We start from the raw sequence: 12931 nt of genomic DNA, 5'->3' as shown, positions 1-12931 counted from the left end.
TTATCTGGAAGAAAGCGGTTGTTGTTCGTTTTTCCATTCATGCTGAAACAGCCTTGTCTCTTCAATGATGCATTTGTAGATTTTTTTCAGTGCTCCGGCTTTCAACTCCGAATCGGCTTGATTGAGCACATTGGTGAGGACCTTTTTTTCTCTTGCGGGCTGAAGCACTTCTTCGCCGATTTGCTGCTTGAGAGAGCTGATATTCTGGGCGCAATTGAGCCTTTCACAGAGCAGGTTTGAGAGTTGGTGGTCGATGGCGTCAATTTTTTTTCGCCACTCTTCTAGCTCCAGCCAGTGATTATCTTTATTGGCGGTACTGTTAGACATAGTGCTTTCGATCTTGAGTGTGAAGACTTGTAACAGGTAAAATAATTAAAATAAGGTGGATCTTTCGGGATTCCTTTTATTCTTTCGTTTTGCTGAAAAGCTCCAGCCAGTGATCCACTTCCTTCTGGGTGAGTCGGATGTTACTGTATTTTTTCCGGTTCATAACGGTTTCATCTTTTCTTTCATGCCTTTTGGTGCCGCACAAATACGTGTCGATGAAATTTTCCGAGAGCATGTACGACGCTCCGTTTGCTGTTGCATGGCGACAGATAAAACGATCGGAAGAAACTATAGTAAACATTTGAGCTTTGCTTCCCAAAGATTTCAGATAATCAACGATCCAGTCATCGGCTGAACAGCCGGACGATGTGAAAACCCTGTTCAGAGCACCGGCATCTCTGAATGCACCACGAGCGTGCCGACCGTCGTAGACTACCGTAACCTTCGCTCTTGTCGACCGCTGGAATCCGAGGAGCATGGTTTCTGCTCTTTCACGTTTTTCCTGCAAAGTGCGTTGTTCTTTTTCTGGAAAAAGCTTGTGCAGCAGGTTATAGCCGTCAACGATATACTCTCGAAAAACAGTTGCCATGACAATCGCTCAAGCTTTGCATTGTATACCCGATAGTTGGGGTAAGCCTTTTCATGCTTTTCGTTTCTGCCTTGGTGCCCCGGGACCCGGAAGCCAACCTCTTATATATATAATAAGAAAAAGTTGTTGCGATAGGACTCACTTTGCAGGAGGGGTTGCGGTAGTACAGGGTTTTCACAATATGTGGTTCAATATTTTTTTCCACACGGCTTTTTTATACATTTAAAGTGGTGGAGAGTGGGAAATATTGGGTGAAAAGGTGTCTGATATGGCGGGTTTTATCGGAAAAGAACAGCATTCCATGGACGAGAAAGGCCGTCTTATGATTCCGGCGAGATTCAGAAGGCGCCTCGAACAAGTTCAGGAGAGCTCGAAAAAAACAGCTTCACCGGCTGCTGTTCTTTACGTTATGAAGGCCATGGATGGTTCATTGGAGCTCTACGAACCTGAAATCTGGGCGGAAAAAGAGAAAAGCCTTTCGGCACTGTCAGATTTCAATCCAGACGAAAGAATGCTGAAAACCCTCATGTATGAAAGTCTCGACAGCGTCGAGATGGATAGGCAGGGCAGGGTTGCCCTTCCGAAAGATTTCATGCAGCATGCAGGTATAACGAAAGAGGTGGTTATTATAGGAGCCAATGTAAAAATGATTCTCTGGTCTCCGGAAAAACTGTCGGCTGTGCTCAGGGAAAACGGTTCAAGATTTCAGGTGCTGGCAGGCAGATATTTTTAGGCTTTATGAGCAAAGAAGCATATCACCGTCCGGTGATGGTGCGTGAAGTGGTGGCACAGCTGGTCAGGCGCGAAGGGATATATGTCGATGGAACTCTTGGTGGCGGAGGGCATTCGCTGGCGATTTTACAGGCGTTGCAGGATAAGGGGTTTGAAAAGCACTCTTTCCTCATAGGAATTGACCAGGATAGCTTCGCAATCGAAGAAACCGAAAAAAAACTGATGTCCTTTCGCGAAAAAACAGCGTTTGTACAGGGAAATTTTCGAGATGTGGTTTCTATCGTAAATGGTGTCAGGGCGCGCCAGCTCGATGGCATGCGGGTTGCAGGAATGTTGTTTGATCTCGGGGTTTCTTCCTTTCAGATAGACACTCCGGAACGGGGATTCAGCTATCTTCGCCGGGGTCCACTTGACATGCGTATGAGACCGCAGGGCGGTCTCTCGGCATCGGATATTGTCAACGGCTTTGATGAGAGGAATCTGGCCGATATTTTTTTCAGGTTCGGCGAGGAGCAAAAGAGTCGAAGAATTGCCCGTGCCATATGTTCATGGCGAAAGGAAAGGGGCGAGATAACGGATACGGAGGAGCTTGCAGCGGTAGTCAGGAACGTCGTCAGGGGTTCCGATCAGCAGGTAAAGTCTCTTGCGAGGGTTTTTCAAGCATTGAGGATCGCAGTGAACGATGAGCTTGGTGCGCTTGAGGATGTATTGAGAGACGGCGTCGGGATGCTTGGGCCGCAGGGTAGAATGGGAGTGATCAGTTACCACTCGCTTGAAGACAGGATGGTTAAACGGTTTTTCAGGAAGATTGCGGCTGACGACTGGGGGCCGAAAGGAGTCGGGCTGAAGGAACCCTTGCGAAGAGCGGAGTTCCGGGTTGTCACGGGTAGGCCGGAAGTCGCGTCGGATGATGAGGTAAGAGAGAACCCCCGGGCGAGAAGTGCGAAACTGAGGGTTGTAGAAAAAAAGGAACAGTCTGGAGGATAAGGTGAAATACAGTGTGGAACAACAGGTTTCTTTTGAGCATGTTCTTTCCATGATGAAGGGAGCTTTGCTGAAGCTGCGCCCACGGTCTTCGGCTTTCATAGATATACGGGAGAAATATGGCTTGCTCCGCAAAAATGCTCATAAGTGGTCTTCATGGCATCGAGCAAAAACCGCCCCGGGCATAAAGCGTCCGGCTCGAAAGCATTTCAATTTTGGTTCTATTCTTCGCTTGCGTACCTTTGCTTTCATTATTGCGGGAACCGTGCTTCTGGTTGTCTATATCAATAATCTTCTGACCATAAATTCTCTGTCGAGGGAAAATGAACGCCTGCGTGAACGTATTGGGGTCAACAAGAGCATCAATGCGGCCTTCGAGCTTGAATTACAGGAGCTTGCAGCCATTCACAACATTTCTGAAAAAGCGGAAAAGATGGGGCTGAGAGCCAGAATGACTCCTGCGGTGAACATTGGGACGAAATGATGGGAGGCGGAATGGTACTATGAACAGACTAGATGATGCTGGTCGGTCCGGCAGTGCATCGGGCAAAGAGTTTGGATGGCGTCTCGGGATGGTTGCCTTCCTGTTTGCTTTGCTGGCGGGATTCATTGTTGTCAGACTGTTGAGTGTTCAGGTGGTCGACGTTCAGAAATACAAAACCATGGCTACCAGACAGCATGAGCGGGAGGTCGTCGAGCAGGCGAAAAGAGGACGGATTATCGACCGTTCGGGAAGACTGCTTGCTGAAAGTGTTCAAAAGGTTTCTTTCAAGGCAGACCCCTATCTTGTCCGGAACACACCTGTCAGGATAAATGGAAAGAAGGATACGGTGAACAATGTTTCAGAGGTTGCTTCGATCTTTGCGAGTCATTTCGGCAAAAGTAAAAGTTACTATGCCAGGAAGCTTCGTAAAAAGAGCCGTTTTGTCTGGATGGAACGATCGGTGCCGATCGCAAAAGCCGAAAAACTCATGGAGGCGAAAATCCCTGGAGTGGGTTACGAAAAGGAGCAGCATCGTTACTACCTCAACATCGCCTCACAGGTTATCGGGCTGACCGACAGGGATAACCGGGGGATCAGCGGTCTCGAAAAGAGGTTTCATGATGAGCTGAAAGGGCAGGACGGCATAAAGGTTTTTCAAAGATCCGCTATCGGGGAACGGTTTCTGGCTGCAGGGGAAGAACAGATCGATGCGCATGAAGGGTTGAGTATTCAATTGACAATTGATGCCGACATACAGGCTATTGTTGAAGACGAGCTGCGCAACGCGGCGATCCGGCATAAAGCGAAAGCTGCAATAGGGGTTGTCATGGATGTTGAAACGGGAGAAATACTTGCCATGGCCAATTATCCTGTGTTCAATATGAACAACCGGCGTAACTATCGTCCTGAAAAAGCAAGAAACAGGGCCATAACCGATGCTTTCGAGCCGGGATCGACGGTTAAAATCGTTATGGCTGCCGCAGCCACTGAAATACTCCACCGGACGGCGAACGATACGCTCGATGCTCACAATGGTTCCTATGTGGTGCAGCGGCGCGTCATACGAGATCACGAAAAGTTCGAGCGCATGACTTTTCGTGAAGCAATGGTGCATTCGAGCAATGTCATTGCGGCAAAAACTGCGATGGAACTCGGGCAGGAAACCTTTTACGATTATGTCAAGCGTTTCGGCTTCGGTGAAAGGACCGGGCTTGATCTCATAGGGGAGGTAAAAGGTCTTCTGAGAAAACCCCAGGATTGGGATAAAACGACCCTGCCCTGGATGGGTTATGGCTATGGCTTTACGGCAACGCCTCTTCAGGTTCTGCAATCATATGCAGCGATTGCCAATGGCGGAGTCGCGATGCGGCCCTTTGTTGTTAACCGGATGCTGGATGCTCAGGGAAGCGTTGTGCATGAGACCCGTCCGGCGAAAGGGGGCAGGGTCGTCAAACAGGAAACTGCACGCTATCTGATCGATGAGTACCTTGAGCCGATTGTTGCCGAAGGGACCGGTATGGCTGCCGCTATTCCCGGTGTATCGGTTGCCGGTAAAACCGGAACGGCTCAAAAACTGAAAAACGGATCGTATCATAAAGGCGGATATGTTGCATCGTTTGTCGGAATGTTTCCGGCCGATAAACCCAAGGTCGCTGCAATTGTTGTGGTCGATGAGCCGAAGCCGGAGTATTACGCGAGCATGGTCGCCGCGCCGGTTTTTTCACGTATAGGGAAAAGGATGATTGCCGTATCGGAACCGCTCAAGAAAAAACTCGCAATGACATCGCCAGCTGAGGAGGTTCTTGATTCCCTTGAGGCGGTTGCAGTCCCGAAGCTCGTCGGATTGCAAGGGCGGGACGCAAGAAAGCTTTTGGAGTGGACGGAGCTCGTTATGGAATACGATGGGCGTTTGAAGGATATTGTTATCGGGCAGCAGGTTGCCCCCGGAACCATGGTCGTTCCAGGATCCGCGGTTCGGGTTACCCTTGGAGCATGGGGAGAAGAGCAAGCGTACAATCAGACGGGAATGCAGTGAAGGAATGGAGCGGATAAAGCTGTATATGTTGCTGGAACGGCTGGAAGTGCTGACCGTTACAGGTGGTTGTGAGTCCGAGATGGAGATTCAACAGATCACTTCGGATTCACGAGAGATCGTGAAAGGAGGCCTGTTCATTGCCGTAAGAGGGTTCGAAACGGACGGTCATCGCTTTATAGAAGATGCTGTTGGTAAAGGGGCGGTGATTGTGGTTTGCCAAGAGCTGCCGGGCACAATACATGAAGCGGTCTGTTATGTTGTCGTGCGGGATTCCAGGCGTTCCATGGCGCAGCTCGCAAAACGGTTTTACCATGATGTCGCCGACACGCTGCATATTATCGGGGTTACGGGAACCAACGGTAAAACCACAACCGCGCGCCTTATGGTGGCAATGATGAACGACTGTGGGATTCGGACGGGATATATTGGTACAGGTCTGGCGCTTGTAGGAGAGGAAACTGTTCTGCTAGGGAAAACAACTCCCGAAGCGGAAGTGCTCCACCGGCTTTTTTCTATGATGGCCGAACGGGGATGCAAGGCGGTGGTTATGGAAGTTTCCTCTCATGCGCTGGTTCTGCAGAGGACTCATGGTATTGGGTTTACAGGGGCGGTTTTCACCAACCTGACACAGGATCATCTTGATTTTCATCATACGATGGAGCGGTATGCCGAGGCGAAACAACTGTTGATGGATGCCGTCGATCCAGAAGGCTTTGTCGTTGTCAATGCAGATGATCCGTGGGCTGCGTTCATGGTGAAAAAACGTGGAAATGCCGATTTGTATTGCTGCACGGTTGGCCACAAGCAGTTTGCCTGTCGGGAGGGCATGGATATTCGTGCTCGTATCATCAAGGCGGAAATGCAGCGAACAGAGGTGGAAATCGAGGCAGGGGGTCGAAAGTATGAGTGCGGTTTCAGGTTGCCGGGACTTTATAATGTCATGAATCTGCTTGAAGTGTTTGCTGCCGGTATTGCGATGGGGTTGCAGCCCGAGCCGGTCATTGATTGTCTTGCGACGGCTTCCCCGGTAGAGGGGAGGATGGAAATAATCAGTGGTGCAACCGGAGAATTTTCTGCTGTTGTCGATTATGCGCATACGCCGGATGCACTGGTTAAGGTAATCGAAACATTGAACGAGCTCAAGCCTCCTGATAGGGCGCTCATCGTGGTCTTTGGATGCGGGGGGAACCGCGATCGGGACAAACGCCCGAAAATGGGTTCGGCTGCTGCGAAAGGGGCCGACAGGGTTATCATTACTTCGGATAATCCGAGGGATGAGGATCCTGACGATATTATGGATGATATCGCAGAAGGGGTATCTTCTGCAAGTTTCCATCGGTTCGGGAGCCGGGCCGAGGCAATCCGTTGCGGCGTCAATCTCATGAAAAAAGGGGATATTCTGCTTGTTGCAGGGAAAGGGCATGAAAATTATCAGGAGGTTGCAGGTGTTCGCAGGCATTTTTCCGATCGGGAAACTATAACAGCAGCGCTGGTTGCAAGAAATGCATAGAGGAAAATCAGAAAAAGGGGCTGAGCCGGGAATATGACAGTTTGTTTGGAGAAAAAGGATTTTGAAGCTGTCGGGGTAGTTGCCGGGTTTACCCGGGATGATCCTGTTATGTTTGCCGAGCCGCTGGTTGTGATAGACTCTCGAAAAGTAACGGGAGGTGAACTGTTTTTTGCTCTGAAAGGAGAGAAAACAGATGGTCATCGCTACGTTCACCAGGCTTTTGAACGGGGTGCGGCTTGTGCTGTTGTCAACAGAGAGTGGTATGATGAGCTGGGTGCAGCAGAGAAAGAGCCAGGGTTCGGCTATGTTGTGGTAACCGATACCGTGGATGCGATGCAACAGCTTGCAAGGCTCTACAGATCGAAGTTCGATATTCCGGTGATCGGAATTGGCGGGAGCAACGGAAAAACAACGACCAAGGAGATGACGGCGTCGGTGCTCCGGAGCCGCTACAAGGTTCATATGAGCGAGGGTAATCTCAATAATCATCTTGGTGTGCCGCTTACGCTTTTCGGGCTCCGCAGAGAACACGAAATGGCTGTTGTTGAAATGGGTATAAACCACCCTGGAGAAATGGAGTTGCTTACAGCGATTGCCAGGCCGACTCATGGGTTGTTGACCAATATCGGTCATGAGCATCTTGAATTTTTACAGGATCTGGATGGGGTCGCTTATGCGGAAACAGCTTTGTACAGATATCTGCAAAAGCATCATGGTGTTGCTTTCGTGAACCGCGAAGACGAGTGGCTCGATAAGGCTGCGGCTGGACTGCCCGGTACCGTTTCTTACGGTAACAGGCTCGATGCCAATGGTGTATGGGCGGAAGATATCAGGATGGATGCTGCCGGGAAGGCATTGTTTACGCTGTGTTGCCCTGCAGGAACTGTTTCCGTTACCCTGCACTTCGCTGGTCGCCACAACGTTTCCAATGCAGTGGCTGCTGCTGCGGTAGGGTTGTTTTTCGGTTTGAATCCGAAACAAATCGCAGTTGGCCTCGAAGGCCTCCGGCCTCAAAAAGGATGGAAGCGGCTCGAGTTTCAGAACGCCGGTGGGATCACTGTCGTGAATGATACCTATAACGCCAATCCGGATTCGATGCGTCAGGCGCTCGATTTGTTGTGTGAGCTGCCGACTTCAGGAAAACGGGTTGCGGTCATAGGGGATATGTTTGAGCTGGGGGAGTCCAGCGCTCTGGAACATCGGGCAATCGGGCGTTATGTTGCAGGGCTTCAGCGGATCGATTCGCTCTACACATTCGGTGAGCAGGCAGCGCTTTGCTGTGCAGAAGCCGGGGCAAAATGCTCCGGGCATTTTACGGATGAAGAGAAGCTTCGGGAGGTGTTGAGCTCCTCGCTCGATCCGGGGGACGTTCTCCTGCTGAAGGCTTCACGGGGAATGAGGCTGGAACGATTCGCTGAAGGTCTCATGGCATCGGACTGATCAACAAATCGGATTTCTTTTTTTATGCTTTACTATTTGCTGCAATATATCAATGAGGTTTTCGACCCTCCGGGTTTCGGCGTTATAGAATATATTACGTTCAGGGCGAGTGCTGCCGCTATTACGTCTCTTTTGATTACCATTCTTGCCGGTCCGAAGCTGATCGGGTATCTCAAGTCCAAATATATCGAACCGGTCAAGGAGGAGGCGCCGGCTGAACACCGCAAGAAGAAGAAGGAGCTGCCGACAATGGGGGGGACACTGATTATATTTTCAGTGCTTGTTTCCGGCATGCTCTGGGCAAAGCTTGACGATCCCTATGTCTGGCTTATTTTTCTCTCTATCCTCTGGATGGGAGCTATCGGATTTGTCGATGACTACCGGAAAGTTGTGCTGAAAATCAAAGGTGGGCTGTCCGCCAAGTACAAGTTGGTCGGTCAGGTTTCTCTCGGCCTGTTCATCGGGTTTTATACACACTATGATCCTGCATTTTCAGTACTCCTGACGGAAACGACGATTCCTTTTTTCAAGGATTTGATGATCGATTACGGCTGGTGGTACATTCCCATAGTGGTGTTTATCATTACTGCCGTTTCCAATGCGGTCAATCTCACTGATGGCCTTGACGGCCTTGCCGCCGGTGTATCGGGTATCGTTGTGTTCGGGCTTGGCGGATTCGCCTATCTTGGCGGTAACACGGTGTATGCCGACTACCTTGACATTGCCTACATTCCCGGAGGCGGAGAAGTTACGATAGTCAGTATGGCGATCGTTATGGCGTGCGTGGGGTTTTTATGGTTCAATTCCCATCCTGCAGAGATTTTCATGGGTGATACAGGGTCACTGGCTCTCGGCAGTGCGATAGCCGTTATTGCGTTGTTGATAAAAAAGGAGTTGCTGCTTCCGGTACTGGCCGGAACGTTTCTCGTCGAAACTCTTTCCGTTTCTTTGCAGGTTGCCTGGTTTAAATTTACCAAGTGGCGGTACGGTGAAGGAAAGCGGATATTTCTCATGGCACCCCTGCACCATCATTACCAGATGAAAGGGTGGGCGGAAGAAAAGATTGTCATACGGTTCTGGATCATCACGCTGTTGTTTTTCCTTGCCAGTCTGATGACGTTAAAATTGAGATGAGTGTGAAGGCAGAACGTGTAAAAGGGGCATATGTCAGTGTTCTCGGGGCGAAGCGTAGCGGTATTGCCGTGGCGTTGCTGCTGCAGAGGCATGGAGCTCATGTTTTTGTGAGTGACAGTGGGCCTCTTGGAGGCCATGAGCGAGCATGCCTTCAAGAGAGAGGTATCGCTTTCGAGGAGGGAGGGCACAGTCACAAGGTGCTCGAAACGGACTTCGCCGTGGTGAGCCCCGGTATCCCTCCTCATGTGCCGGTCGTCGAGGTGATGGGGAAGAACGGTGTCGGGTTGTTCAGTGAAATCGAGGTGGCATCGTGGTTCTGCAGGGCTCGTATTATAGGAGTGACCGGAACGGACGGCAAGACAACGACTGCGACACTGATAGCCGCCATGTGCGGTGTCGATGCGGCTGAACGGGGATACCGGGTGTTCAGCGTCGGCAATATCGGTGTTCCTTTTTCATCTCTTGTCGGGGAGATGAGCCCCGGAGATGTTGCGGTAGTCGAACTCAGCAGCTACCAGTTGGAACGTTGTACGTCGTTCAGGCCGGATGTTGCCGTCATAACCAACATCATGCCGGACCATCTTGACCGTTATGACGGGAGTATGCAGCGTTATGCTGAAGCAAAGTACAGGATTTATGCAAATCAGCGTAAGGATGACTGGCTGGTCTATAACGCCGACAATGAAATCCTGCGTGCTCATTTTGCGGACCATCGGGAGTATGTTCCGGGTTTAGTGCCGTTCAGCAAGAGCAAAGAGCGTTTTGCCGGGGTAAATGACAATTATGCGACAATGGACGGAAGGTGCCTGACAACCGTGATCGGAGGCAAAAAAGAGGCGGTAATCAGCAAGGATGATCTGTTCAAAAGAAGCTTCAGAGGGAGTCATAATCTTGAAAACGCTCTTGCTGCGGTTGCTGCAGTCAGGGTTGCGGGTATCGGCACGGCTCCGGTGCAGGAAGCCCTCGGAACGTTTGGCGGCGTGGAGCATCGCCAGGAGTATGTCGGGACATTCAACGGGGTTGACTGGATAAACGATTCGAAAGCAACGAATCTCAATGCACTGCAGCGGGCGCTGGAAACCGTACCGGGAAAGGTTGTTTTGATGGCAGGCGGGCGTGGAAAAGGGGATGATTTCAGCGAGCTTGAGGATATGATTCGCCAAAAAGTTTCGACGTTGGTAGCTTTCGGTGAATCGAGGGATAAGTTTATGGCGGCGTTTTCCACTCTCGTCAAGGTTGTTCAGGCCTCATCCCTGGAAGAGGCGGTGGCGTTGGCAGGGCTGAATGCGGTTCAGGGTGAGACGGTTCTTTTTTCACCGGGATGTTCGAGTTTCGATATGTTTGAAAATTTCGAGGAAAGGGGCAAAATGTTCAAGACGTGTATTCGGGAGATGGCCGAATGAAACACAGCGAAGATATGGTCGAGGTAAGTGCAGTCGGGAAAATCGCCGCTCCGGGTCAAGCCGTCGAGGCTAAAAGTGTTGCAGGTAAGCTTCTGCTTCTTATCGTTGTTTTTTTGATGTGTATCGGAGTTGTTGTCGTTTACAGCAGCGGGGCCGGATGGGCACAGCGGAAATTTTCGAATCCCGAGTACTTTCTGTGGAGACAGGTGTTTTTTACGTTTTTGGGACTGGCTACGGTGATTGTGTTTTCTTCGATCGATTATCGGATTTTCAGAAAACTGAGCAAGGTTCTTTTCTTTCTGAGTATCATTCTGCTTGCCGGACTCTTGTTTTTCAAATTCATAGGAGTCATCAAGGGGGCGGCCCGCTGGATTCCTCTTGGTCCGATAAGCTTCCAGGTGTCCGATTTCGCCAAATATGCTCTGATTTTTCATTTTGCGAGGCTGATCACCGACAAACGGGATTTCATCAAAGATCTCAATGAAAGCTATTATCCTTTGCTGACGCTTTTACTCACGGTCGTTGCGCTCATTGCTTTTGCTCCTAACTTCAGTACGGCTTCGCTTGTTGCTACCATCGGTTTTACCATGATGTTTCTCGGGGGTGTACGGTTCAAGCATTTGCTCGCCACGGCAGTTCCGCTTATTCCGCTGGCAGGGTTGTTTGCGATAGCGCAGCCGTACAGAGTTGCACGGCTTTTGTCGTTTTTCAACGGAGGCAATGAGCAGCAGCTTTCCTACCAGGTGCGTCAGGCTCTCATAGGTCTCGGCAACGGCGGGATGTTCGGACTGGGGATCGGTGAGAGTAAACAACGTGAGCTTTTTCTGCCGCTTTCCTACAATGATTTTGTGTTTGTGATTATCGGTGAGGAATTCGGATTTATCGGAGCGGTGGCTGTTCTCTCTCTTTTTGCCGCCTTTTTTGTCTGCGGACTGATCATCGCCAAGAACGCTGCAGATGGTTTCGGTCGTTTTGTCGCGCTTGGCATCACCATTACCATCGTGCTGTATGCATTTATCAATATAGCGGTTGCAAGCCATGTGCTTCCCACGACAGGGGTTCCTCTTCCCTTTATCAGTTACGGCGGGACAGCGCTACTGTTTAATTCACTCGGAGTGGGTATTCTTATCAACATATCGAGGAAAAGGAACGGTGGGGAAATGCTTTCTCCCGATGCCGGTATGAGAGGGGGTGCTCAATGAGGGTTATCTTTGCGGGCGGAGGAACGGGCGGCCATCTTTATCCGGCTGTAGCGATGGCCGAAGAGCTTCTGAAACGCCTGCCTGAAACGGAAGTTTCGTTTGCCGGTACGGAAAAAGGTATCGAGTCGAGAGAGGTCCCCCGACTGGGCTATGGTCTGGATACCTTCAAGGTTCGTGGATTCAGCCGTGGGCGGTCGCTGGTTGATATGCTTGGTAACGCAGCTGTGCTGACCGATTTTGCCGGTTCGGTCCGTAAGGCGGTTTCCCTGATCAGGAAGGAGCGTCCCGATGTGGTTGTCGGTACGGGCGGGTTTGTCAGCGCTCCATTGCTGCTTGCCGCACAGATGCTCGGGAAAAAAAATCTTATACAGGAACAGAATGCGTTTCCCGGTGTGACGACACGGTTGCTTTCTTTGTTTGCTACCGAAGTGCATCTTTCTTTTCCCGACAGCCGCCGTTTTCTGAAGAGAAAGAAAGGGATTTACGTTTCAGGCAATCCCGCCCGCAGTTTTTCTCTCGCCCATAGCGGGGAGGCAGGAAAATCGTTCGGTCTCGATCCAGGACTGCCGACTCTTCTTGTTTTTGGTGGAAGCCGGGGAGCACGGTCTATCAACAATGCCGTTAAACAATGGGTGGGAGAACTCGAGGGTACGGCTAATGTCATATGGCAAACCGGTTCACTGGACTTCGAGGCGATCAGCAAGGCGTGTGTTCCTTCGAGCAATCTGTGGATCGGGCCTTATATCAACGATATGGGCAGTGCTTATGCCGCGGCTGACCTCGTCCTGTGCAGGGCTGGGGCGTCGACCATAGCGGAGCTGACCAATCTCGGCAAGCCGGCGATTCTGGTTCCCTACCCCTATGCGACCGGGAATCATCAATTCTTCAATGCGGAGGCATTGGCTAAAGATGGGGCGGCTGTGTTGATCTCTGACGGTGAGATTAGTGACAAGGGAGCGAAGGAAAAGGTTTATGGGTTGTTGAAGGACGGTGCGGCTCGGGAAAAAATGGCGGTTGCTTGCAGAAAGCATGGAAAACCGGACGCGGCAAGCGAGCTTGCCGGGAAGATCATTCAATTAGGAAACAGCTAA

The 12931-nt window shown here is 50.6% G+C and carries 12 protein-coding genes; 10 read left to right on the top strand and 2 right to left on the bottom strand.

Going from position 1 to position 12931, the window contains the following annotated elements; genetic code table 11:
• Nucleotides 1-327 carry a chorismate mutase gene (locus tag CR164_RS11035; protein WP_110024056.1) on the bottom strand — a complete coding sequence of 109 codons (327 nt, stop codon included), beginning with the start codon at nucleotides 325-327 and terminating at the stop codon, nucleotides 1-3.
• 76 nt (nucleotides 328-403) lie between these two features.
• On the bottom strand, nucleotides 404-916 hold the full coding sequence (locus CR164_RS11030) for an NYN domain-containing protein (RefSeq protein WP_110024055.1): 513 nt from the start codon (nucleotides 914-916) through the stop codon (nucleotides 404-406).
• 268 nt (nucleotides 917-1184) lie between these two features.
• Between CR164_RS11030 and mraZ the strand changes: the two genes are divergently transcribed.
• From mraZ to murG, 10 genes are read left to right on the top strand one after another with little or no spacing between them, the layout of a single operon-like run.
• Nucleotides 1185-1649, top strand: a complete 465-nt coding sequence (mraZ, locus tag CR164_RS11020) for a division/cell wall cluster transcriptional repressor MraZ (protein WP_110024053.1) — start codon at nucleotides 1185-1187, stop codon at nucleotides 1647-1649.
• Between the two features lie 5 nt (nucleotides 1650-1654).
• Nucleotides 1655-2635 carry a 16S rRNA (cytosine(1402)-N(4))-methyltransferase RsmH gene (rsmH, locus tag CR164_RS11015; RefSeq protein ID WP_110024052.1) on the top strand — a complete coding sequence of 327 codons (981 nt, stop codon included), beginning with the start codon at nucleotides 1655-1657 and terminating at the stop codon, nucleotides 2633-2635.
• A 13-nt stretch (nucleotides 2636-2648) separates the two neighbouring features.
• A complete protein-coding gene (locus CR164_RS11010; protein ID WP_146204170.1) occupies nucleotides 2649-3116 on the top strand; it encodes a hypothetical protein in 468 nt (155 codons plus the stop codon).
• Nucleotides 3117-3135: 19 nt separating this feature from the next.
• Nucleotides 3136-5151 carry a penicillin-binding transpeptidase domain-containing protein gene (locus CR164_RS11005; RefSeq protein ID WP_110024050.1) on the top strand — a complete coding sequence of 672 codons (2016 nt, stop codon included), beginning with the start codon at nucleotides 3136-3138 and terminating at the stop codon, nucleotides 5149-5151.
• A 4-nt stretch (nucleotides 5152-5155) separates the two neighbouring features.
• A complete protein-coding gene (locus tag CR164_RS11000; RefSeq protein ID WP_110024049.1) occupies nucleotides 5156-6661 on the top strand; it encodes a UDP-N-acetylmuramoyl-L-alanyl-D-glutamate--2,6-diaminopimelate ligase in 1506 nt (501 codons plus the stop codon).
• A 33-nt stretch (nucleotides 6662-6694) separates the two neighbouring features.
• Nucleotides 6695-8101 (top strand): UDP-N-acetylmuramoyl-tripeptide--D-alanyl-D-alanine ligase, encoded by a 1407-nt coding sequence (locus CR164_RS10995; protein WP_110024048.1) that lies wholly within the window; start codon nucleotides 6695-6697, stop codon nucleotides 8099-8101.
• A 24-nt stretch (nucleotides 8102-8125) separates the two neighbouring features.
• A complete protein-coding gene (gene mraY, locus CR164_RS10990; protein WP_110024047.1) occupies nucleotides 8126-9235 on the top strand; it encodes a phospho-N-acetylmuramoyl-pentapeptide-transferase in 1110 nt (369 codons plus the stop codon).
• Complete coding sequence (murD, locus tag CR164_RS10985; RefSeq protein WP_110024046.1) at nucleotides 9232-10638, top strand: UDP-N-acetylmuramoyl-L-alanine--D-glutamate ligase; 1407 nt, start codon at nucleotides 9232-9234, stop codon at nucleotides 10636-10638. The genes mraY and murD overlap by 4 nt, the downstream gene beginning before the upstream one ends.
• The gene (locus tag CR164_RS10980) at nucleotides 10635-11840 is read left to right on the top strand and encodes an FtsW/RodA/SpoVE family cell cycle protein (RefSeq protein ID WP_110024045.1); all 1206 of its coding nucleotides are present in this window, start codon (nucleotides 10635-10637) and stop codon (nucleotides 11838-11840) included. Before murD ends, CR164_RS10980 begins: the two co-directional genes overlap by 4 nt.
• Complete coding sequence (gene murG, locus CR164_RS10975) at nucleotides 11837-12931, top strand: undecaprenyldiphospho-muramoylpentapeptide beta-N-acetylglucosaminyltransferase (protein ID WP_110024044.1); 1095 nt, start codon at nucleotides 11837-11839, stop codon at nucleotides 12929-12931. The genes CR164_RS10980 and murG overlap by 4 nt, the downstream gene beginning before the upstream one ends.

The sequence above is a fragment of the Prosthecochloris marina genome, assembly GCF_003182595.1.
Taxonomy (GTDB): Bacteria; Bacteroidota; Chlorobiia; order Chlorobiales; family Chlorobiaceae; genus Prosthecochloris; species Prosthecochloris marina.
This window is presented reverse-complemented; position numbering and strand designations above follow the sequence as displayed.

Coding starts and splice junctions, on each gene's coding strand:
- murG (WP_110024044.1), top strand. CDS start 11,837: ATGAGGGTTATCTTTGCGGGCGGAGGAACGGGCGGCCATCTTTATCCG.
- CR164_RS11000 (WP_110024049.1), top strand. CDS start 5,156: ATGGAGCGGATAAAGCTGTATATGTTGCTGGAACGGCTGGAAGTGCTG.
- murD (WP_110024046.1), top strand. CDS start 9,232: ATGAGTGTGAAGGCAGAACGTGTAAAAGGGGCATATGTCAGTGTTCTC.
- CR164_RS10980 (WP_110024045.1), top strand. CDS start 10,635: ATGAAACACAGCGAAGATATGGTCGAGGTAAGTGCAGTCGGGAAAATC.
- CR164_RS11030 (WP_110024055.1), bottom strand. CDS start 916: ATGGCAACTGTTTTTCGAGAGTATATCGTTGACGGCTATAACCTGCTG.
- mraZ (WP_110024053.1), top strand. CDS start 1,185: ATGGCGGGTTTTATCGGAAAAGAACAGCATTCCATGGACGAGAAAGGC.
- rsmH (WP_110024052.1), top strand. CDS start 1,655: ATGAGCAAAGAAGCATATCACCGTCCGGTGATGGTGCGTGAAGTGGTG.
- CR164_RS10995 (WP_110024048.1), top strand. CDS start 6,695: ATGACAGTTTGTTTGGAGAAAAAGGATTTTGAAGCTGTCGGGGTAGTT.
- CR164_RS11005 (WP_110024050.1), top strand. CDS start 3,136: ATGAACAGACTAGATGATGCTGGTCGGTCCGGCAGTGCATCGGGCAAA.
- mraY (WP_110024047.1), top strand. CDS start 8,126: ATGCTTTACTATTTGCTGCAATATATCAATGAGGTTTTCGACCCTCCG.
- CR164_RS11035 (WP_110024056.1), bottom strand. CDS start 327: ATGTCTAACAGTACCGCCAATAAAGATAATCACTGGCTGGAGCTAGAA.